This is a genomic window from Pseudomonas sp. SDT291_1_S447, assembly GCF_054070155.1.
The window spans coordinates 15,402-37,329 of the sequence record NZ_JBSVXS010000038.1; the positions used below are offsets into that span (position 1 = coordinate 15,402).

A 21,928-nucleotide genomic window follows, 5' to 3' on the forward strand; every position below is an offset into this window, starting at 1 on the left:
GTAGGAGCTGCCGAAAGTGTTGGGTCAGTCAGAACGCCATGCGCCATTGGCCCATCACGCCGTGGGTGCGGCTGTCAGTGGCCATCTCACCGGTGAGACCAACACCGACCGTGTGATTGGCAGACAGCCCGAGATCAATGCCTGCATCCAAGGCCAGGCTGTTGCGATCCAGCGCGGCACCGGCAACCTCAAACCGCTTGCCACCCTTGACCAGTTGCTGGCGGGTGTCGCTTTCTATCTCGCCAAAGATGTGTTTCCAGCCGGCACTGAAGCGCGGCGTCAACGTCATGCCGTTATCCAGCCGATTGATTTTTGCCGTACGCAGACCGAAGGTGCTGCTGAGGTTGTCGCGGGTTTGCCCAAAGACTTTCAGCGCCGCATCTCCACCTTTTTCGCTGTAGCTGTCGCGCTGGTAGCGCTGATAACCGACGCTGGCGAACGGTTCGAGCGTCGCGTTGTGCCGGCCAACATTGACCGCCAGTTCGGCAAAGGCTTGCTGAGTGTTGGCGTCGTAATTGCCCTTGAGTCGATCGCTGAACCCGTTGAAGGCTACCCGACGTTTGCTGTCGCCGTCATGGCTGGCGTATGTCGCCCCGAGACGCAGTGAAAATGGTCCGTCCTGACGCACGGCATAGGCACCGAGGTGCCAGCTGTCGAGGTCGCCCTCATATTGCCGAGCGTCGAGTCGGGTTTGCGACTTACCACCGACTAGGCCGATATGCCATTGCCCATCGAGCCGCCAGTCGGCGCCCATGACCAGACCTTGGGTGGCGTGTTTGAGGGTACTGTCGAAGTCGCGGTCGACCTTGCCGCCATGGCCAAGCGCCTGAATCCACACGCGCCCTGAATCGGCAGCGCCGGCGGCCTGACGCGGTGAGTTGCCGGAGTTGTAGGCAGAACCGTAACGGCTATTCAGTTGTTGCATGGCCGAGAGCATGCTCGCGCTTACGGGAGTGATGCTGCTCAGGGTGGCTTTGGCGAGGTTGGCGTTGCTGCCGGCGGCGAGTTGTTCGAGGGCGACCGGTGCGGTGGTTTTGTCGCTGGTCAGAAGCGCGGCGACTGCTGCGTTTGCAGGTTTTATTGGCGCAGGTGCGGGCTGTTCGGCGGAATCGTTAACTTGCGCAGTAAGAGGTTCGTCCGGCATTGGCGATGGGACGGACTCTGCAATGGGAGTCGGCGCTGAAGTTGGAACAGGAACAGAAATTGGAGCTGGTGCAGACGCCGTCAATGGCGTTGGTGTCGCTGATGGCGCAGGTGCTGTTGGATCGACAATGCCCTCGGCAGCGGCACGAGCGTTGTCTGTCGTGGCAACGCTCGCAAGCGGCTCACCGTTACGGGCATAGGTCAGCCCGACGGATTTTTTGTTGTATTGAGGAGTGGCGGTCATAAAGGCGAGGTTGTTAAGGACATTGCCGAATTCGCCTTCTACCTTGCCGGCTTCGATGATTTTGTACTGGCGACTTTGCGGATACTCCCCTGGAACGGCAACGACGTTCAGGGTTGCACCTTCCAGCCTGGCAGTGCCATCGACCTTGATCGTTTGACTGCCACTGGGCGTGACCTCATAAGCCAGTTCGGCGGTTGGGGACAAGCGCAAGTCGCCTTTCACGCGCGGGCTGCCGAGTACCCCATTGACGGTGAGCAGGCCGGCGACCTCCAGGCTTCCTACCACACCTTTACCGGCAAAGCTGCCACCTCTTTCGACATAGACGTCGCCCTTGATGCCCCCCAGGTTGGTCAAAGCGGTACCGCTGTTGACCAGCACGCCGTCCTTGAAGTCACCCTTGGAACTCAGAGTCCAGTCGCCCCGGCTGAGGAGCAGGCCGTTGAAATTACGCGTGTTTTTCAGCTCGCCGCCTGCCGCTGCATCCAGGAACAGGACGTTATCTCCCCCGCCACCATCCAGCAGGCCGGTAAAGCTTGCGCCGTCCGTGAGCGTGATCAGATCGTTTACAGCGGTACCTTTAAACGTTTCTTCAGGGGTTTTAAAAGCGATGGGTACCGTACTTGGGTCGGTGAGAAACCCCTTGAGTCGTTCAAGCGCCATTTCTTTAGCGCTGGTTTCGGGCAATTCAGTGGCATTCACTACTGCGGTTGAATCAGCGACTTCAGAGGATTGCTGAGCGTTGGCAAGCTCTACACAAGCCAGCGCCAGCGAAATGGCCAAGGCCAGGTGTTTTGGTTTGAACGTGTGTCGAATGGGCATTGAGTGGAGCCTCTGTTTGCAGGAGACCTCAACTCTATTGATGCACCGAAAAATCCGATGTCGGCTGCTTCCCGCACGCTTGCAGGCGACATCGGATCGTTTTGTAGAAAAAGACCGAGAGAACCGCTACCTCGATTTTTACTCGGTCGCAGCGGTCCTTTTTCCTACAAAAAATCAAGACCGCGCCGCCTGTTCAACCTCAAAAACTCATCTGCCATTGCCCGATCAGCCCGTGATTACGACTGTTGCTGCCGATCTCACCGCTGTATCCCACACCCAAGGTATGCCGCGCAGAAATCCCCACATCCAGCCCGGCCTCCAGCACCAGGCTGTCACGATCCAGCGAGCTGCCATCGACACTGAACGCCGTGCCGCCAGTCACAAACGCCTGACGCGTCGAGTTGCTGACATCGCCGTAGGTGTGTTTCCAGCCAGCGGCCATGCGCGGCGTTACGCTCATGCCATTGTCGAGGCTGCTCAGGTGCGCCAGGCGCAGGCCGAAGGTACTGCTGAAGTTGTCCTGGGTCTGGCGGTCGACTTGCAGCGCGGCGGCGCCACCTTTTTCCTGGTAGCTGTCGCGGTGGTAGCGCTGATAACCGAGGCTGGCGAACGGCTCGGCGCTGAGCCGGCCACTGCCCATGGCATAGCCGAGTTCGGCGAAGGCTTGCTGGCTATCGGCGTCGTAGTCGCCTTTCGGTCGGTCGCTGAAACCATTGAAGGCGATGGTGCGTTTGCTTTCGCCCTGATGGCCGCTGTACGCCGCGCCGAGACGCAGCGAGATCGGGCCGTTTTGATGTAACGCGTAGACACCGGCGTGCCAGCTCTCGACGTTGCCGTCGACGCCGGTCGCGTCCAGATCGGTTTTCGAATAACCGCCCAGTACGCCCAGGCGCCATGCCGGATTCAGTGACCAGTCGGCGCCCAGCACGCTGCCCTTGGTGCGTTGCTCCAGACCACTGCTGCCGTGCTCGCCATCGAGTTTGCCGTAGCCGCCAATGCCTTGCAGCCAGAGGCGGCCGCGTGCGTTCGGGTCATTCAGGTTGCGCGCCTCGGACGGCACGCCATTGGCTGCCAGCACGGGTGTGTCGCGTTGATCGAGACCGACCAGCAGTCCCGGGCTGCCGCCCATTTGCTGCATCGCCGAGAGCATGCTGCTGCCGACCTGACTGCTGGCGCCGAGTGTGGCGCTGGTCAGGTTGGCGTTGCTGGCACCGGCCAGTTGCTCGATCGCCGCGCCAGCGCTGCTTTGGCTGGTATTGAGCAAGGCGTTGTACAGCGCACTGTTTTTGCCGATTGAGGCGAGGCTGTTGGCGGCGTTTGTGCCGTTGCCGGTCGTGGCGAATTCATTGAAAGCCACGTCGTTGCGAGTGTAGGTCAGGTCAACCTGGGTAGGCGTGTAGGCGAGGGTCGGCGTCAGGAATGCGTAGTCGCTGCTGACTTTGCCGAAAGTGCCGTTGACCTGCGCCGCTTGCAGCACGGTGTAGTGGCTCTGCCATGGATACGTGCCGCTGCCGGGATTCACTGCGAGCGTTGCGCCGTTGAGATTGGCGATGCCGCCGACCTGTACCGGCGCGCTGCTGCCGTCGGCGTTGACGCCGTAAGCGAGGGTGGCTGTGCTGGCCATGTTCAAATCGCGAACGATGGTTGCGCGACCGAGGCGGGTATCGGTGCGCAATGTGCCGTTGACAGTCAGGCTGCCCACCGAACCGCCCCCGGCATATACACCGCCGGCATCCACGGTCAGGTTGCCGGCGATGCTGCCCTGGTTGACCAGTGTGGCACCGTCGCGCACCGCGCCACCGTCACTGAAGTCGCCGCTGCCGGTGAGCGTCCACGCACCTTGTTCGACCTCCAGCCATTCGAAGTTGCGACTGGCGCCGAAGCTGCCACCGGCCGCATCGCCCATCACCACCCGGTCGTACCCGCTGCCGCCATCCACCAGGCCGACAAAGCGACTGCCGTTGCGCAGGGTCAGGCTGTCGTTGCCGCCACCCAGATCCAGCGCCAGGCCATTGCTGCCACTGATTGTGCCGCCGTTGATGACGTTGTCGGCGAACTCGCCGACGAGCTTCACGCCGAAACCGTTGAGGCCTTGAATGGTGCCGAAGTTTTCCAGAGTGGTCGCCGCCAGCCCCGAACCGCCACTGCCATCGTCGACCAGAATGGCGCTGTCGGCACCGCTGATCAAAGCGTTGTTGGCGTTGAGGATGTAACCGCCACCCAGCGCGATACCTTCACTGCCGTTAGCGAAACCGCCCTTGTCGACACCGCCCGCACCGACGCCCTGAATCGTCCCGTAGTTTTCGATGTGGGCGATCTTGTCGATGTCCACGCCATCGCCGTCACCGTTCGCTTGCAAGCCTGAGTAAGCGCCGGTGATGGTGCCGTGGTTAATCACCGTGCCATCGCCGTCGGAACCGAAGCCGGAACCATTGCGGCCGGTGATCTGCCCGTAGTTGATCAGCGTCGCGCCGAGATCAGTGGTGATGCCATGGCGGCCACCGGAAATTACCCCGTAGTTGGTCACGCTGACACCGCTCGCGGAATCGATATCGATGCCGTCGAATTTCTCGTCGGCGTTGTGCGAATCGCCGGTGGAAATCTCGCCGTAGTTGGTAATGCTTGCGTTGGCGCCGGTCTTCATGCCGTCACTGGCGTCGCCGCGAATCAGCCCGCCGGCGCGATTGATAATGGTGGTCTTCACGCCATCACTGCGCAGCGCATCGAGGTCCAGACCCTGGCCGGTGGTGGAGCGAATCACGCCGCTGTTGTCGATCACCAAACTGCCGCTGACGAAATTGCTGTCGATGCGCAAAGCATCGTTGGCGCCGAGAATCTGCCCGCCGCTGCGGTTGTAGATCTTGTAGTTGCGCGCCTGGCTCAGGTCGCCGCTGCTGTCGATGGCCCGGCCGCCGGTGGAAATGATTTTGCCGGCGTTATCGATCACCACACCCGCCCCACTGGTCTTGTCTTTCAGGCTCACGGCCTTGCCGCTGTTGGTGATGCTGCCCGGCGCGGAAATCGTCAACGTATCGCTGCCACCCAGGGTTTGCGCTGCAGTGGTGGCGGTGTCGATCTGCACGGTTTTGCCGTGGGCTGCCGTGGCGCTGATCAACAGAGCAATGGCGAGGGACAGACGCTGGGGCGGAAACGGCATGGTCGGACGGCCTTTTTGTTATAAGCGGGCCGTCCTGTATAGCGAAGGGTTTTTACAGAATGATGTCTTCGAAGTGATGAGTTAGTGATCGCGACGCACGTAAGCCTTGCCGTAATGCCGCTCCATGCGCGCCTGAATCAACTCCAGGCCAATCGACATCAGCCAGTAAATGATCGCCGCCGTCGTGAGCATTTCGATGTAGCGGTAGCTTGAGCGCCCATAAGACTGAGCGAGAAACATCACTTCCCAGACGCCCATCACCGAAATCAGTGACGAGTCCTTGAGCATCGAGATGAACTGGTTGGTCGTGGGCGGGATGATCGTGCGCATGGCTTGCGGCAGAGTGATGCGCCAGAAAATCACCGTCTCGCGCATACCCAAGGCCAGCGAAGCTTCGCGCTGGCCGTGGTCGACCCCGAGGATGCCAGCGCGGAAGATCTCGCTGAGATAGGCGCCGTAGTTCAACGACAGGGCGATGATTCCGGCGACGATGGCGCCAGGCACGATGCCCAATTGCGGCAAGCCCAGGTAGATCAGCAAAATCTGGATGAGCAGTGGCGTGCCGCGAAAGAACGAGGTGTAAAAACTGGCAATGCCGAACGCCACGGCGCTTTTCGACAGGCGTGCCAATGCCGTGATAAAGCCCAGCAGGGACGAGGCGACAATCGAGCACACGCAGAGGAAAAGCGTCAGCGCCGCGCCCTGCAAAAAGCCGTTGGGCGCCAGGTGCAGGCCGACCAGATTGGGCAGTTTGTCGAGGATGATCGAGAACTTCAGGTCGAAGCTCAGGAAGAACCCGGCGAACAGGCAGAACAGCGTTGCCCAGGTCAGGTACAGCCGCGTACGAAAACCGAACATCCGTTGCAGGCGTGTTTCAGCCACCGGTTGCGGTGGCTGGGGAGGCGTCGGGAAAGAAGTCATTGGCTGATATCAGCGCCGATCCATTTTTGCGACAGCTTGCTCAGGGTGCCGTCCTGTTTCAGTTGCGCGAACACCTCGCGCACTTTGGCATCCCATTGCGCGTCACCCTTTTCGATGGCCACCGAGTTCGGCTCCGAGTACAGCGGCGCGCCGGCCAGTTTGAAGCGTTTGTCCTGGTTCAGACGTGGTTGCGCGGTGACGAGGTTGGTGAGGATTGCATCCAGGCGCACGCCGGCGCCCAGGCCCAAGTCCTGGAAGGCGACGTTGTCGGTATCGTATGGCGCGATCTGCACGTCTTCGAACGGGTACTGCAACTGAGTGTCTTCGGCACCTTCGATAACCAGATTCTTGTTCAGATAGCTTTCGTAACTGGATGCGCTGGTGAGGCCGACTTTTTTACCACTCAAATCCTTGGCATCGTGAATCCGATCATCCTTGGCGTTGACCACGATCACCGCTGGAGAAGCGTAGTACTCGACCGGGAAATCGAACACTTCGGCGCGGGCCTTGCTCGGCGTCATCGAGCAGATGCAGATATCGTAACGCCCGCTCCAGCGGCCGGCGGCAATGACGTCCCACGACGGCGTTTCGAGTCGCAGCTTGACACCCAACTTGTCAGCCACTGCTTTGGCGACGTCCACGTCGAAGCCATCGAGCTGGTTCTGGTCATTGAGAAACGAGAACGGTGGATAGCTTTCCATCAGCACACCGACCAGCTCTTTTTTCTGCTCGATACGATCCAGCGTGGCGCCAGCAAAGGCTTGAGTGGAGGCGGCCAGAATCGTCAGGCCCAGGGCCAGTAGCGGTTGAAATTTCACAGTCGATCCCTGGGTAAAAAAGAGGTTGTTTTTAACGGAATGGTGCGTATTAAATAGTTATAAGAACGACTCTGATAGTGAGTTATTTTCATAAGCATATGAGTGAAAAGCATATGGGCGCAGGCAGCACGATTATTCTCGATGGCGGCATGGGCCGTGAGTTGCAGCGCGCCGGGGCGCCATTTCGTCAGCCGGAGTGGTCGGCGCTGGCGTTGAGCGAGGCGCCGCAAGCGGTTGAGGGGGTGCATGCCGCTTATATCGCCAGTGGCGCCAATGTGATTACCACCAACAGTTACGCCGTGGTGCCGTTCCATATTGGCGAAGAACGTTTCGCCGCCGAAGGGCAGGCGCTGGCCGCGTTGGCCGGTGAGCTGGCGCGGCGTGCGGTGCAGGCCTCGGGAAAATCCGTGCGGGTGGCCGGCTCATTGCCGCCGCTGTTTGGCTCCTATCGTCCGGATCTGTTCGAGGCCGCACGAGTAACCGAGTTACTGACGCCCTTGGTCAATGGCCTGGCACCGCACGTTGATCTGTGGCTGGCGGAAACCCAGAGTTCGATCATCGAGGCGCGAGCCATTCACGCCGGGTTGCCGAAGGATGGCAAACCGTTCTGGTTGTCGTTCACCTTGAAGGACGAAGACACCGATGAAGTGCCGCGCCTGCGCTCTGGAGAGCCTGTCGCCGAAGCGGCTGCGGTGGCGGCTGAGTTGGGCGTCGAGACGTTGCTGTTCAATTGCAGTCAGCCGGAAGTGATCGGTGCCGCGATTGATGCCGCGCGTGAAACCTTCGAGCGTCTGGGGGTGAAGATTCACATCGGTGCTTACGCCAATGCGTTTCCGCCGCAGCCAAAAGAGGCTACCGCCAATGACGGACTCGACCCGCTGCGCGAGGATCTGGATCCGCCGGGTTACCTGCATTGGGCGATTGACTGGCAGCAGCGCGGTGCCAGCCATTTGGGCGGGTGCTGCGGGATCGGGCCGGAGCACATTGCGGTGCTTGCGCAAAAGCTGGGCTGAAAACAGATCAGAAGATCGCAGCCTGCGGCATCTCCTACAGGGTGAACGTCAATCCCGTGTAGGAGCTGCCGCAGGCTGCGATTTTTTGCTTTTTAGATAATCACGATCGGCATTCAACCAAGCCTTTGACCTGCCCGTCGGGCGTCTGATTTTCATCCGACAGCCACCGCTCGAAACCTGCCGCAATCGTCGGCCACTCGCTATCCAGAATCGAGTACCACGCGGTATCGCGGTTCTGCCCCTTGACCACCATATGCTGGCGGAACACGCCTTCGAAGCTGAAGCCCAGACGTTCTGCGGCGTATTTGGAGCGGGCGTTGCCGTTGTTGCATTTCCATTCGAGGCGGCGGTAGCCGAGGTCGAAGGAGTGTTTGGCCAGCAGGTACACCGCTTCGGTGCTTCTCGGCGAGCGCTGCATTGGCGCGCCGAAGGTGACGTGGCCGATTTCGATACGGCCCTGGGCCGGGACGATCGACATCAGGCTAAGGATGCCTTGTACCTGACCGCTGGCGCGATCAACGACGCTGAAGAAATACGGGTCGCTGGCGGCCGCGTGGTTGTTCAGCCAAGCGTCGAAAACGCTGCGTTCCGGGAACGGGCCGTAGGGCAAGTAATCCCAGAGTTTCGGATCGGCACCGGGGCCTTCGAGGGCGGCGAACAGTTGGTCACCGTGACGTGCCGGGTCGAGTCGTTCCAGGCGAATGAAGCGGCCTTCGAGCAGTGTGGCGCTAGGGGCAGGGACGCCTTTCCAGTCAGCGAGTGATGCGGTCATGCGTGCGTCTCCTTAAATGGCTTTGCGAAACTGGATGAAGCCCGGGCGTTCAGCGATGCGCTCGTAGAGCTGGATCGCGGTGGCGTTGGTTTCGTGGGTCAGCCAGTGCACTTTGCAGCAGCCGTCAGCCTTGGCCGTGGCGTAAACGTGTTCGATCAACAGACGGCCGACGCCGGTGCCACGGGTTTCGGGTATCACCAGCAGGTCTTGAAGGTAGCAGGAGTTTTCGATGCTCCAGTTCGAGCGATGGTAGATGTAATGCACCATGCCCACGGCTTTACCGTCGGCCCAGGCCAATGCCGCGTGGGTTGGTTCGCTCGGATCGAGGAAACGCTGCCAGGTGCTTGCCGTCACAGCTTCCGGCAGTTCGGTGTTGTAGAAACGCAGGTAGGCCTGCCACAGCGGCAGCCAGGCGGCGTGGTCGTCGGCGCTGACCGGGCGAATATCGATCTGACTCATGGGAATTTCCTTAGCGCATCAATCGGGCGAGGGTTTGATCATTGATTTCCGGGCTGGCTGCGAGGCCTTCGCGCACGCCGGCAATGTCTTCGGCGCTGCGGTTCTGGCTGAGTTTGCGCTTGCCTTCGAGGCGGTCGATGGGAATGGCAAAACCGACAATCGCTTTGAGCATGCCGTCGATGTAATCGGCGGGCGCATCGGCGACTGACCACGGCTGGGCGCGGCCGGCCTCATGACGGTCGGTGAGGGTACTGACGATGTCGAGCAAACGCCCACCATCGCTGAAGGTTTCGGCGTGGCCATAGGCGTGCACGGCGATGTAGTTCCAGGTCGGCACGACTTTGCCGTGCTCGGCCTTGCTCGGGTAAAAACCCGGGCTGACGTAGGCATCGGCGCCAGCGAAGATCAGCATGGCTTCGGCGCCGTCGCGCAAGTCTTTCCACTGTGGATTGGCGCGGGCCAGGTGCCCGTACAGCGTGCCGTACTCGCCTTGCTCGCAATGCAGCAGCACCGGCACATGGCTGGCTTGCAGGCCGTTTTCGCCATGGGTCACCAGAATGGCGAGGCGGGTGGCGAGAATCAGTTCGTGCAGTTGGGGCAGGTCTTCGATGGCAAAGGCGCGTGGCGTGTACATGGACAGATTTTCCTTGGCGAATGCCTGCATCGTAGGCAGGCTATTGGTCTGTTGTAAGAGCCATTGATGACCAATTTCATAGGTCCATTGTCATGTCCGATTCGCCAACGATGTCCATGCCATTCAACCCTGCCGGTATCGAGCTTGATCGCCGCCAGGGTTTGAGTCGCCAGCTCTATCAGGCGTTGCGCCTGCGGGTACTGGATGGACGGCTGGCGAGTGGTACGCGGTTACCGGCCAGTCGCGATCTGGCGGCGGCGTTGGGGATCTCCCGCAACAGCGTGGTGCGCGCCTACGATCAACTGTATGCCGAAGGCTTTATCGAAGGGCGGGTAGGGGATGGCACCTACGTCGCACAACTGATGCCGGTAGTGAGTTCTGCGAAAAAATTATCCACAAAAGTATCCACAGGGTTTTCAACAGGCTTACCCACAGCCTTATCCACAAATTGGCTGGATTTACCTGTGATTCCATCCAGTAAAGTTATCCACAGCGATAGTTTTTCGCGCATCGAAAAGAACCATTTGGCCCGGCCACCGAGTGGTCCGCCGCGAGCATTCAGGGTCGGTGTTCCGGCGTTTGATCTGTTCCCGTTTGAGGTGTGGGCCAAGCTGAATGCGGCTTTCTGGCGTAAACCGGATCTGGAGCAACTGTGTTACGGCGACCCGTCCGGCGACGCGCGCCTGCGTGCAATGATCGCCGCCTATTTGCGCAGTTCGCGCGGCATGCAGTGCTCACCTGAGCAAATTGTGATCACCAGCGGCGCACAGCAGGGCATAAGCCTTTGTGCACAGTTGCTGGTGGAGCCGGGCGATGCTGTGGCGATCGAGAATCCGGGCTACCGCGCGGCCGGTCATGCGTTCGCCGTGGCGGGCGCTCGTTTGCACGGGATTGCCGTGGACGAAGAGGGCATGGATTGCTCGGCGTTGGCGGCCACCGGGGATTGTCGGGTGGCGTATGTCACGCCCTCGCATCAATACCCGACCGGCGTGGTGATGAGCCTGGCGCGACGTCTCGAACTGCTCGCCTGGGCCGAGCGCTGCCAAGGCTGGATCGTCGAGGACGACTACGATGGCGAGTACCGCTACACCGGTGCACCACTGGCACCGTTGGCGGCACTCGATCGACAGGGACGCGTGCTGTATGTCGGCACTTTCGGCAAGGTCGCGTTCCCGGCATTGCGCCTCGGTTACCTGGTTCTGCCCCCGGCGCTGGTCGATGCGTTCTCGCAACGCCGGGCGGTGGATGTCCGGCATTCCGAGGTGAGTACCCAGGCCGTGATGGCCGAGTTCATGGCGGCCGGGCATTTCCAGCGGCATATCCGGCGCATGCGCCGCGCCGCCCTGAGCCGTCGCAACACTTTGCTCGACGGTTGGCCGGCAGCCATTGCCGGTGTGGGCGATTTACCCGCGGTATCGGCCGGGCTGCATCTGACCGTGGCCGTTGACAGCATCGAACGCGAGCAGCAGTTGATCGCGCAAGCTGCTCGTGTCGATGTTGAGATCAACGGCTTGAGCAGCTACTGGCTGCCCGATTCCACCACGCCTCTGGACCAGCGTGCCGGGCTGGTGCTGGGTTTTGCCGCTGTCCCTGAGCCGGCGATCAAAGCGGCGCTGACCCGGTTACATCAGGCTTGGCGGGCGTGAAGAACACGCTTTCGGCCAGTTGGCTTGAAAGAATCTCGCTGCGATGAATTTCGATCACTTGCTGATTGTTCAAGCCGCGCAAGTCATATGCACCACCGAGGCGACGCTGTGCCACGGTTTTCATGTGTGCGGCGCCGATGGGTGTCAGCGGGGCGTCGACACTTTGATAGTGAAAGTGCGCATAGCACAGGACCTTGTCGGTTTTCGCATCGCGTACTTCGTATTCGTCGAGAAAGTCGTTGGCGTGTTTTTTCAGCCTGCGTCGAGTAACGGTTTTGGTGATGTTTACTTCACGTTGGCTTTTCAGCCACTCAACCCCTGCGGCCGTGGGCGGTTGCTGTTTGATCATGTTGATGCGCAGGCTGGTGCCTTTTTCGTAAAGACGGGTCGCGGCATCGTTGAGGGCGTGACCGAGGGTTTCCGTCCCGGGTGACGAGCCGGCAGTGAGATTGCTTGCCGTCAACGCTTCATCGATCGCCGCGTTGGCCTTGCGCAGGCGGGCAGCATGATTATGAAAGGCCTCTTCAATCTCGACCGGAATTCGTTGCGCGCGTTTGATGCGGGCCTCGGTACGCTGTTCGAACGCAGGCAGGCCATCGATCAACGCCTGCCCCTCCTCAATGCTGGTTTTAAGATTCGGCCTGGCCTTGGGTCTGGTAGGAGGGGATGGCGTCGTGCCGTGTTCGACCCACTCCCCCGGCGTCTTCTCATGAAACGTAGCGATTACCCCGGTCAGTTCGCTGCGCACTTCAACCAGGTCGGTGTCGTGGCCATCAATACTCTTTTTTCGTTCGCCGACCAGCGTGCCTTTGAATCGGGTCTTGATGATTTTTCGGCTGGAGGCCGAGCCCGAAGACGGCCTCGATGGGCCGGGCTGGGGATCCAGCAAGTGTTTGTTACGCAGCAGATCCGCCAGTCGCACATCGGTTTGCGCCTTGAACTCGATCACTCGAGTGCGCACGTGCCCCAGTCGAGCCGACTGAATCTGCTCGGGAAACTCTACGGCGAAATCGGCAAAGCGTTGATCCACAGCGGCAAACTGTTCCGAGACATTGCTCAGGGCGTCGATTCTTTCGCGCAGATTGCTCAGGCTTTCGTCAGCGGTCAGGTTCAGTGAACTCTGAATATTCAGCGCAGCATCTTCAATAAGCGTTTCCAGTGTCTGCTGCGCATCGGCGCGGATTGCTGTTTCGCCGGGCTTGATGCAAATCTCTTGGCCAAGACTGATCTGCAACAGCTTGAGATCATTCAAATCGTAGGCCGGCAGCGCTTTTCGATAAATGGCCAGGGTTTCCACGGCGTCCCTGCCAAGCAGTTCGAGCTCGCGGAATCGGCTATGCGCCGACTCGATCTTGTCGATGATGCCCTGGGTCTGATCAGTCATTTGTTCACAGGCCTGGATAAAGGCCTGCCGCTCGACGCGGGTGTCGTCCGCAATCATCGCCATCGTCGTCATTACATTGGTTTGATAGTCGGTGGAATGCTGGCTGAGCCACTCCTGGCCAAGAAACAATTGCATCTCCAACCGCTGGATCATGGTCGTGCGATAGTTGGGAATGTCCTGCGCGAGGTTCAATGCCTTGATCTTCTCGATGTTCGCGCCGTAATCCTTGCTCTGCGCATCGAGGGTGTCCAGATACTGCTGGCGTGCCGCTGCCAGGGCTTGTGGCTGAGCCGAGAGCATTGCGCTGTGGGCTTGATCGAGTCGGTTCTGTTTGTCCTCCATCGTCAAGTCGAAAGCCTTGAGGTCGATGGTCAGTTTTTTCGCTTGCCTGTCGCTTTTGCTCTTGGCGTCCTTGCGGCGATTGCGCAGCCCGCCCCCGCGCAGGCGCAAGCGCAGGTCGACCACCCATAGACCGCCGGTGCTGCGGGTGAGTAAGGGGCCGGATATCAGCGACTGCATACGCGTGTCGATGATCTGCACATCTTCGTTGTCATTGATCGCGACCTCAAACCAGCGTTTGCCGACGGGGGCATACCATTTGTTCTGATGTGCATAGAGGTGTTGATGTCGACCGGTACTGGCGGCATCACCAAGCCCTTCTGGTTTCTCGACGTTGAAACGGTCGAGCAGGGATTTCAGCGCCAGGGGCGAGCGCAGTAGCGCGGCCATGGCGTTGACCGAGGATTCATGGGCGGCGGGCAGCTCGGTACGGGTGACGTCGGGCAAGCGCACCGGTTTGATCGGTGCTGGGCGTGGGGTTGTTGCCTGCGCCTCTTCCTCTGGCTCCACATAGGTTGATTCGGCGGGGGGCGCGTCGCCGACCGCGGCGCGATGAGCGAGCACCATGCCCAGCGCGAGGAAAATATCGGCCAGCGCCGTCCAGGCAAACTTGCCGGACTCTTGATTGGCGACGTCGCTGATCTCCTGCAAGTCGTCCATGATCTGCCAGATCCATGCCGCCGTGCCGACACTGCGGCCCAGAAACGGCAGTGCTGCATTGAAAAGCATCCAGCCGCCGCTTTTCAGTGTGGCCCAACGCGCTTCCGCATTGGAGACAGACTGGCGGTCGGCTTGAGTGATGACAGCCTGAGCGTTGGTGGTGTGCAAGGTCGTCAGGATGTCACTCTCGATAACGGCAGTGCCCAGAGCAACGGGGCCGGACATATCGATTGAGGTGAGCGGGTTGACCAACAGTTGCGGGATCGTCCACACCGACGGCAATTTAGCGGTGAACACGAACTGGCTGTAATTGAATCGCACATCGTCCGGCAACCAGGCCAGTACCGACTCACGCAGGTGTCGTGAATGCCGGATCGAATACAGCAGGTTGGCGTGACTGGGGTACTGAATCAGTGCCATGTCGAACAGCGGCCGATAAAGCACGCAGGGGCCCTTGCTTGCGTCGCGCGGGCCGATGACGAACATGTTGGTCACGGTGTCGGCCGCTGAACTTGTGCGATGGGCTACGAACGCCAGTGGCCGGATGACGATCTCTTGCCCATCGACTTGACGCGCTTCGGCACGGTCGTCAAGGACGGCGACCACGTATCGGTAACCCTGCTCGTCGATACCTGCTGTTCCACGAATCTTGTTTTGCAGTGCTAGCAACGGTAGTTCGAGAGCCAACTGACCGGTGTAAAGCTTCTGCAAGGCAGCCGCTTGCACGGCATCGTCAATCAGCAGCTTCTTCAGGTGCGCGGGGTAGGTTTTGCCGATGTCGACGGTACTCACCAGTCGCTCGACATAAGCCACGGTCATCCAGTCCGGCAGAGCACTGTCGTCCTTGTAGCGTACGGTTTTATTGCCCAGCGGCAGACCTGCCAGGTTTTGCAGGGCAAGCTCGGTCAGCGACAGGCTCCTGGTTTGAATCTGGCCCGGCAAGACGAATGTGCCCCAAACCTCAAGACTGGCGATGCTGATCTCGATGTCGTCGATTTTCACCTCGCCCGCGCTCGGATGCTCCTTGAGAATCTGCCGCGTCAGGGCCTCGCGAGTAAAGGTCTGCAGACTGACGACCTGTGCCTGAAACGACCGACCCTTGTGCGAATGCTGCAACACCGTCAGGTCCAACAGGTAACGACTGAAAGCGGCCTGATCGGCGGGCGCGGCGTTGTCCAGCCAGGCAGGCAGCATCGGGCGCAGACGGTCGACATGGGGCTTGATGCCTGGCGGTGGTCGCCGGGGGCGACCGGTGTGAGGGTAGGGCAGATTGAATGTCGGGCCTTCGAAGAAATTGATCTCGCCGAGCGCGTCGCCTTCCAGCGCGATCAGAGTGCAGGCCTGGTGGTCGAAGAAGTTGCCTTGCGGTTCCACCAGCCGCCACTTGAGCCCGCGGTCAGGGGTGCGTTGCCAGTACTTGCGCGGCAGTGCTTCACCGAGTTCATCCAGCGAATCGAAACTCTGGAAGCCATGGATCACTGAATACGTCAGGATCATCGTGCGCTGCCCGACGGTGCCGATCAGTACGGCGCTGTCCAGCAGGGTCAGGTGACTGCTGTCTTCGTCAGCGACCTGGCTCTGATCGAGGTCAATCAGGCAGGCGCGGGTCTTGTAGGGGTCTGCGGGCAAACGCTGGTGCTTGTCCGGGACCTTGAAAACAGCCTGAGCCATGGCCAGTTGATCGGTGTCCCAGCCAGTGCGGGCGCTGACATTCCAGACGTTGCGCAGAGCGTCCGACATTTGCTGCCAGCGTGGCTGATGCGCAGCGGTGAATGCGCCCCAATAAGCAATATGTTGTTCTTTGAAGGCCACGAACATCAGGGGCGCGAGTTCGTTGAGCAGGCGGCCGACGGCGTCGATCTTTACCGGTAACTGGATCGCCAGTCTGCCGGGCTGCAACGTCAGAAAGTGTTCTGCATCGAGGTAGGTCACGGTGGTTCCGTTCAGCGTGAGCCGTACCAGAGCATCGGTCAGCGATTCGATCTGCTCGCGGCCGGGGACGATGCGCCCGCCCTCGTAGAGCCAGGACGGCGTCACCACCATGGCCTGTTGCGGATCAATGTTCAGCGTCGGATACAGCGTCTTGAGTGCCGGTTGCAGGGTTTTCGAGGCGACCTCGCGCAACGAGGGGCCGGTCATCAGTTGGGTCACTACATCAATGGTATTGGGGAGGGGAAAATCGGGCATGAGCCATTCCTGATCTGACGAGAGAGATTCATATCAGGGCAAGGTAGAGGTCGCGTCGTGGCGGTGTGCGGTACATAAATCTTGCGGGCAAAAAAAGACCCGCGAGCGCGGGTCCTCAGCTGTTTTCGGGTTACTGCGCGCTTTCGAAACCTTCAAGTACGTTCACTGCGTTGATTCCGATTTCTTCCACCGCGTAACCGCCCTCCATTACAAACAGTACGGGTTTGCCGAGGGCGGCAATGCGCCTGCCCATTGCCAGATAGTCCGGGCTGTCGAGTTTGAATTGCGAGATCGGATCGTCTTTGAACGTGTCGACCCCCAGCGAGACGACGATGATGTCGGCGCCGTAGCTGTCGATTTCATTGCAGGCCTGATCCAGTGCCGCGCTCCAGACATCCCAGGCGGAACCGGCAGGCAGCGGATAGTTGAAGTTGAAGCCTTCACCGCCGCCTTCGCCACGTTCATCTTCGTACCCGAGGAAGAAGGGGAACTCGGCTTCCGGATGGCCGTGAATCGAGGTGAACAGCACGTCGCTACGCTCGTAAAAGATCGACTGGGTGCCGTTGCCGTGGTGATAGTCGACGTCGAGGATCGCGACCTTCTGGTGGCCCTGATCAAGGAAGGCCTGCGCGGCGATGGCGGCGTTGTTGAGGTAGCAATAGCCGCCCATCAAGTCGCTGGCAGCATGGTGTCCCGGTGGCCGGCACAACGCAAAGGCACTGCGCGCGCCGCGCTGGATTTCGGCTTGCGCGGTCAAGGCCACTTGCGCTGCGCTATACGCTGCTTGCCAGGTGCCGGCAGTGATCGGTGCGCCGCCATCGAAGCTGTAATAGCCGAGCTGGCCGTGCAGGCTGGTCGGTTTGATTGCACGTAGCGTGCGTGCCGGCCACGTGTAGGGCAGCAGATCGCCGTCGGTGTTGAATTCGGTCCAGCGCTCCCAGGCGCCTTTGAAGAAGTCGAGGTAGTCGCGGCTGTGGATACGGGCAATCGGTTCGAGGCCGAAATCCCTGGGCGCCTCGACCGGGCCGAGGTTCTGCTGCTGCACCCTTTGCAGCACATGGTCGGCGCGCGATGGCATCTCGAAGCAGGGCTTGAGCTGGCCATCGATCAATTCGCAACGGCCATGGTGCAGGTGGTGATCGTCTGAGTAGATCGTCAGCATTTGTTGTTCTCCGCAGGGCTGATTCGGTTGTTGTCAGTGTTGCGGCGCGCGGCGAATCGGAGAACGGCAGGAAAGGCCAAAAGGGGACTGATATGGCCAAAAAAACTGACCGCAATTGCCCCTTTAGGATCAAAAGATCGCAGCCTTCGGCAGCTCCTACGCCGATCCCTGTAGGAGTTGCCGAAGGCTGCGATCTTTTGATCTTCAGGCCCTGAACTGACTCGGCGCCACGCCGCTCCAGCGTACAAAGGCATGGCGGAAGCTGGCGGTCTCGCTGAAACCGAGGGTTTCGGCAATGCGGTAGATCGGTAGCTGATCCTCACACAACATCTGCTTGGCCCGCTCGAAGCGCAATTCATCAAGCAGTTCCTGATAGCTGCTGCCCATGTCTTTGAGATGCCGGCGCAAAGTGCGGGGTGAGCATTTCATCTGTTGCGCCAGCCCCTCCAGACCGGGCGCGGCATTCAGTTGGGCGCTGAGCAACTGACGAATCCGCCCGAGCCAGGCCTGACGCCCGGTGAACTCAATGTTTTGCTTGCGGCAACGCTCAGCCATGGCTTGATGAGTAATGACGTCCGCCAATGGCAGCGGCTGATCGAGCCAGCGTCGGTCGAAGGCAAAGGCGTTGTCCTTGGCACTGAAGTGCAGCGCACTGTGGAAGTGCTCGGCATAACTGTCGCGATAATCCGGCGCTGCGTGCTCGAACCGCGTCGCCAGCAAGGGCAACGGGTGCCCAAGCAAGTCGTCGCAAATGACTTTAAGTGAAACGAGACAGAACTCGGCGTTGAAGACCGCCATTGCCGGACTTTCACGATAGTCGGCGGCGACAAACCAGACGCGCTCGCCGTCATCTTCCAGACTCAGTTCGAAAAGTGTTCCCAGTAGCGCCGGATAACGGATCGCCAGACGCAAAGCGTCACCGAAGGTGGCACAGGTAAGCAGCGCGTAACCGAGGATGCCGTAGCAGGAAACGTGCATGCGCCGACCCAGTTCCAGGCCGATGTCATGCTTGAGCGCGACGGCATTGGCGCAAACCTGCATCTCCTGATTGGTGGTAATACGGGTGTCGGCGCGCTGCAAATCTGCCGCACTGATGCCGCTGCCGGCCAACAGCGCCTCGCTCGACAAGCCTTCGGCCTTGAAGGTGCTGAGGATCAGCGAGACAGCGTTGAGGGTGGTGAGGTGGGAGTGAAGCATGGGATCTTCCAGCCTTGAGATGGCTGGAACGCAGCAAGTTGCATGCCGCAGCAGCCCCTCACCCCAGCCCTCTCCCAAAGGGAGAGGGGGCCGATTGGGGGATATTGAAGAGATACGCCGACGTGAAAAAACTGTGCCGAATCCATAATCGACACTTTTTTTCAGGTCGGCGTATAGCGCAAGACACTAAGGTCAGTTCCCTCTCCCTCCGGGAGAGGGCTAGGGTGAGGGCCGATCCAGAGCCTTGCTCAGAGCAACTCACCACACAAGTCCAGTTCGATCAGCCGGCGGACATCACCTGTATCCAGCCCTGCACCCAGCAACCCATGCAACTTGCCGAACGCTGCTTCGCGAGTCATGCCGCCGCCGGACAGCACGCCAACACCGCGCAAACGACTGCCAGCCTCGTAGACATCCAGCTCAACGCCTCCTTCATGACACTGCGTGACCGCAACCACGACCACGCCGTTATCCCGCGCACGGCCAAGGCTTGCCAGAAACTCAGGGTTGTCGCTCGGCCCTGTACCGCTGCCGTAGCACTCCAGCACCAGACCTTGAATGCCGCTGGCGAGAAGTCCGTCGAGCACCTCGGCACTGATGCCGGGGAATAGCGGCAGCACGGCGACCTTGGCCAGTTGCTTCGGTTGGTTGTAGTTCAACGACGCTGGAATCGAAGGCGCTTTGACACCGCCGCCCTGACGCTCCAGACGCTTGAACGGATGACGGCCAAAACTGCGCACTTTCGCGCAACGGGTCGGCGCCAGCAGTTCGCCGTGGAAATACAGATGGACGCCCGGTGCCAGACCCTGGCCGAGGGCAACCAGTGCGCCGCCAAGGTTTTCCCAGGCATCGCTGTCGGTAACGCCGGCCGGCAGCATTGAGCCGGTGAAGCACACGCGGGCGTGCAGGCCGAGCAACTGGAAACTCATCGCCGCCGCACTGTAAGCCAGGGTGTCGGTGCCGTGCAGGATCAGCACGCTGTCGCAGCCTTGCACATCCACGGCATCGACCACCGCTTCACGCAGTTGCTGCCAATAGGCCGGGGTCATGTTGGCGCTGTCGATCAGCGGCGACATTTCACGGAAGCGCCACTGCGGCACCACCAACTCAGGCTGGCTGTGCAGGTAGTCGCGCATCCGCGCTTCGAAACCGGACGCCGGGGCCAGGCCATTGGCGCTGGCCTGCATACCGATGGTGCCACCGGTGTAGAGCACCATGACGTGTTGGGCGCTGGGGTAGGTCGACGAATTCATGGGATTCTCCGAAAGGATGAGGTCCTTGTGGGAGCGAGCCTGCTCGCGATGGCGGTTCATCATTCAACATTGATGTTGGTTGAAAGACCGCTATCGCAAGCAGGCTCACTCCGACAAGTTATTGCACCACAATAACTGACGGGCGCAGGGGATGCGCCCGTCATTCACCTGTCATTCACCTGTCAGCGTTGCGCTGCAGGTACGCCTTGCGGCTCGGCTTCAGTCTTGCCGACAGCGGCAGACGGATTGGTCGGCCAGGCTTTCAGGTCGAGGTCCAGATCAGCAAATTTGCTGGAGTCGAACACCGGCTGTTTGACCCCGGCGCGGCGCTGCTCGTCGTAGTCGCGCATCACACGCATGCCGACCTTGAACAGCATGGCCAGGGCGATCAGGTTGACGAAGGCCAGGCAGGTCATGGTGATGTCGGCGAAGGCGAACACGGTCGACAGGTCCTGCATCGAACCCCAGACCACCAGCGCCAGCACCAAACCGCGGAAAATCATCAGCGCGGCGCGGTTGCGGGTGAGGAACTGCAGGCTGTTTTCGCCCAGGTAGTAGTTGTAGAGGATGCAGGTGAAGACGAACAGCGACAGCGCGACGCTGACGAACATGCGACCCCAGTCACCGACCACAGCGGCCAGCGAGTTCTGGGTCAGGACGATGCCGTCACCTTCGAAGCCCGGGGTGTAGAAGCCCGACAGCAGGATCAGCAGCGCGGTGCAGGTGCAGATCACGAAAGTGTCGAGGAACACGCTGAAAGCCTGAACCACGCCCTGAGCGCCCGGGTGCTTCACGGCGGCCACGGCGGCGACGTTCGGCGCACTGCCGAGGCCCGCTTCGTTGGCGAACACGCCACGCTTCACGCCCATGACGATGGCGCTGCCGAGCAGGCCGCCAAAGGCCGGGTCGAGGCCGAAGGCGCTCTTGAAGATGGTTTCCAGCATGGCGGGCACGTGTTCGATCTGGGTACCGATCACGTACAGGGTCACGCCGATATAGGCCAGGGTCTTGATCGGCACCAGCAGGTCGGACACCGAGGCGATACGCTTGATGCCGCCGATGAAGGTGATAGCCAGCAGCACCGCCAGGACGATACCGGTGTGTTGTGGGTTGAATTCAAAGGCGTTCTGCAGCGAGTGGGTCACGGTGTAGGACTGCAGGCCAATGAAGGCAAAGCCGTAGGTGACCAGCAGCAGGACCGAGAACACCACCGCCATGCCTTTGAGTTTCAGGCCGTGCTGGATGTAGTAAGCCGGGCCGCCACGGTACAGGCCGTCGCCATCGGCGCGCTTGTAGACTTGGGCCAGGGTGCACTCGAAGAAGCTGCTGGACATGCCGACCAGTGCGGTCACCCACATCCAGAACACCGCACCCGGACCACCCAAGGTCACGGCGATGCCGACACCGGCGATGTTGCCTGCACCGACACGGCCGGCAAGGCTGAGCATCAGGGCCTGGAACGAGCTGAGTTGCCCGGCGCTGCCCTTGAGGCTGTCGCGGAACACCGCGAACATGTGGAAGAAGTGGCGCAATTGAACGAAACGCGAGCGAATCGTGAAGTAGCTACCGAGCCCGACAATGAGCACGATCAGTACTTTCCCTGAGAGGAAGTCGTTAATGACTTCGAGCATGGATTTTTCCTCGCTGTTTATTGTGTAAGCAAATACTGGATGGAAGAAACATCGTGTTACACCGGTGTGCGCGCGGCACGACGGGTGAGGCGAAGGTTTCGTCCGGTTCCATTTCGCGGGTTTGTTATTAGTTCGGGTTTCGCATGGGTTATGGCCTCGTTACCGACGACCGCTCACGCGAAGAGGGGCGGCACTATACCGATCAGTGACGCGCCCGTCTGCACGGTAGTGGTGCAAGCGACGAAACGAGGCTTTGAAACACCCGGCGTTACCGGCGCCGGGCTTGTGTGGGAACTGCTCTTTTGTGGGAGCGAGCCTGCTCGCGAAAGCGGTATTGCAGACACATCGTTTTTGACTGTGTCGCCGTCTTCGCGAGCAGGCTCGCTCCCTCATTGTTCAGTCCCCAGACATACGGGTCTCAGGGTCAGAAAGTTAAAAAAAAGGGCTTGGGGACTAAATCCCCAAGCCCTCAAAAGGTGAGAGGTGTCT

General features: G+C 60.3%; 14 protein-coding genes. 2 read left to right on the top strand and 12 right to left on the bottom strand.

Features of this window, described 5'->3' with window-relative positions:
• Positions 1-28 precede the first annotated feature (28 nt).
• The 4 genes from ACW9IR_RS14565 to ACW9IR_RS14580 all read right to left on the bottom strand — a co-directional run bounded on the left by ACW9IR_RS14565 (position 29) and on the right by ACW9IR_RS14580 (position 7,102).
• Entirely contained in the window at positions 29-2,206 is a 2,178-nt protein-coding gene (locus tag ACW9IR_RS14565; protein ID WP_457463820.1) for an autotransporter domain-containing protein, read from the bottom strand.
• A gap of 199 nt (positions 2,207-2,405) precedes the next feature.
• A complete protein-coding gene (locus tag ACW9IR_RS14570) occupies positions 2,406-5,363 on the bottom strand; it encodes an autotransporter outer membrane beta-barrel domain-containing protein (protein WP_457463822.1) in 2,958 nt (985 codons plus the stop codon).
• A gap of 81 nt (positions 5,364-5,444) precedes the next feature.
• Positions 5,445-6,284 (bottom strand): amino acid ABC transporter permease, encoded by an 840-nt coding sequence (locus ACW9IR_RS14575; protein WP_457463824.1) that lies wholly within the window; start codon positions 6,282-6,284, stop codon positions 5,445-5,447.
• A complete protein-coding gene (locus tag ACW9IR_RS14580) occupies positions 6,281-7,102 on the bottom strand; it encodes an ABC transporter substrate-binding protein (RefSeq protein ID WP_457463825.1) in 822 nt (273 codons plus the stop codon). The genes ACW9IR_RS14575 and ACW9IR_RS14580 overlap by 4 nt, the downstream gene beginning before the upstream one ends.
• A gap of 113 nt (positions 7,103-7,215) precedes the next feature.
• Here ACW9IR_RS14580 and ACW9IR_RS14585 point away from each other — a divergent pair, with 113 nt between their 5' ends.
• Complete coding sequence (locus tag ACW9IR_RS14585) at positions 7,216-8,115, top strand: homocysteine S-methyltransferase family protein (RefSeq protein WP_457463827.1); 900 nt, start codon at positions 7,216-7,218, stop codon at positions 8,113-8,115.
• A 100-nt stretch (positions 8,116-8,215) separates the two neighbouring features.
• Here the strand turns inward: ACW9IR_RS14585 and ACW9IR_RS14590 are convergent, their stop codons facing one another.
• The 3 genes from ACW9IR_RS14590 to ACW9IR_RS14600 are packed head-to-tail and all read right to left on the bottom strand — an operon-like array spanning position 8,216 to position 9,980.
• Positions 8,216-8,887, bottom strand: a complete 672-nt coding sequence (locus tag ACW9IR_RS14590) for a GNAT family N-acetyltransferase (protein ID WP_150728970.1) — start codon at positions 8,885-8,887, stop codon at positions 8,216-8,218.
• Between the two features lie 12 nt (positions 8,888-8,899).
• The gene (locus ACW9IR_RS14595; protein ID WP_457463829.1) at positions 8,900-9,346 is read right to left on the bottom strand and encodes an N-acetyltransferase family protein; all 447 of its coding nucleotides are present in this window, start codon (positions 9,344-9,346) and stop codon (positions 8,900-8,902) included.
• Positions 9,347-9,356: 10 nt separating this feature from the next.
• On the bottom strand, positions 9,357-9,980 hold the full coding sequence (locus ACW9IR_RS14600) for an FMN-binding negative transcriptional regulator (RefSeq protein WP_077575101.1): 624 nt from the start codon (positions 9,978-9,980) through the stop codon (positions 9,357-9,359).
• Positions 9,981-10,072: 92 nt separating this feature from the next.
• Here ACW9IR_RS14600 and pdxR point away from each other — a divergent pair, with 92 nt between their 5' ends.
• Positions 10,073-11,626 (top strand): MocR-like pyridoxine biosynthesis transcription factor PdxR, encoded by a 1,554-nt coding sequence (gene pdxR / locus ACW9IR_RS14605; RefSeq protein WP_457463832.1) that lies wholly within the window; start codon positions 10,073-10,075, stop codon positions 11,624-11,626.
• Here pdxR and ACW9IR_RS14610 read toward each other — a convergent pair.
• The 5 genes from ACW9IR_RS14610 to ACW9IR_RS14630 all read right to left on the bottom strand — a co-directional run bounded on the left by ACW9IR_RS14610 (position 11,583) and on the right by ACW9IR_RS14630 (position 21,439).
• Positions 11,583-16,196, bottom strand: coding sequence for a dermonecrotic toxin domain-containing protein (locus ACW9IR_RS14610; RefSeq protein ID WP_457463834.1), 4,614 nt, complete (start codon positions 16,194-16,196; stop codon positions 11,583-11,585). The genes pdxR and ACW9IR_RS14610 overlap by 44 nt on opposite strands.
• Before the next feature lie 130 nt (positions 16,197-16,326).
• Positions 16,327-17,358, bottom strand: coding sequence for a histone deacetylase family protein (locus ACW9IR_RS14615; protein ID WP_457463835.1), 1,032 nt, complete (start codon positions 17,356-17,358; stop codon positions 16,327-16,329).
• 204 nt (positions 17,359-17,562) lie between these two features.
• Complete coding sequence (locus ACW9IR_RS14620) at positions 17,563-18,555, bottom strand: AraC family transcriptional regulator (RefSeq protein ID WP_457463837.1); 993 nt, start codon at positions 18,553-18,555, stop codon at positions 17,563-17,565.
• 248 nt (positions 18,556-18,803) lie between these two features.
• Positions 18,804-19,808: an asparaginase gene (locus tag ACW9IR_RS14625; protein ID WP_110718160.1), complete on the bottom strand. Its 1,005-nt coding sequence runs from the start codon at positions 19,806-19,808 to the stop codon at positions 18,804-18,806.
• Positions 19,809-19,990: 182 nt separating this feature from the next.
• On the bottom strand, positions 19,991-21,439 hold the full coding sequence (locus ACW9IR_RS14630; protein ID WP_457463839.1) for an alanine/glycine:cation symporter family protein: 1,449 nt from the start codon (positions 21,437-21,439) through the stop codon (positions 19,991-19,993).
• Between the last annotated feature and the right edge of the window lie 489 nt (positions 21,440-21,928).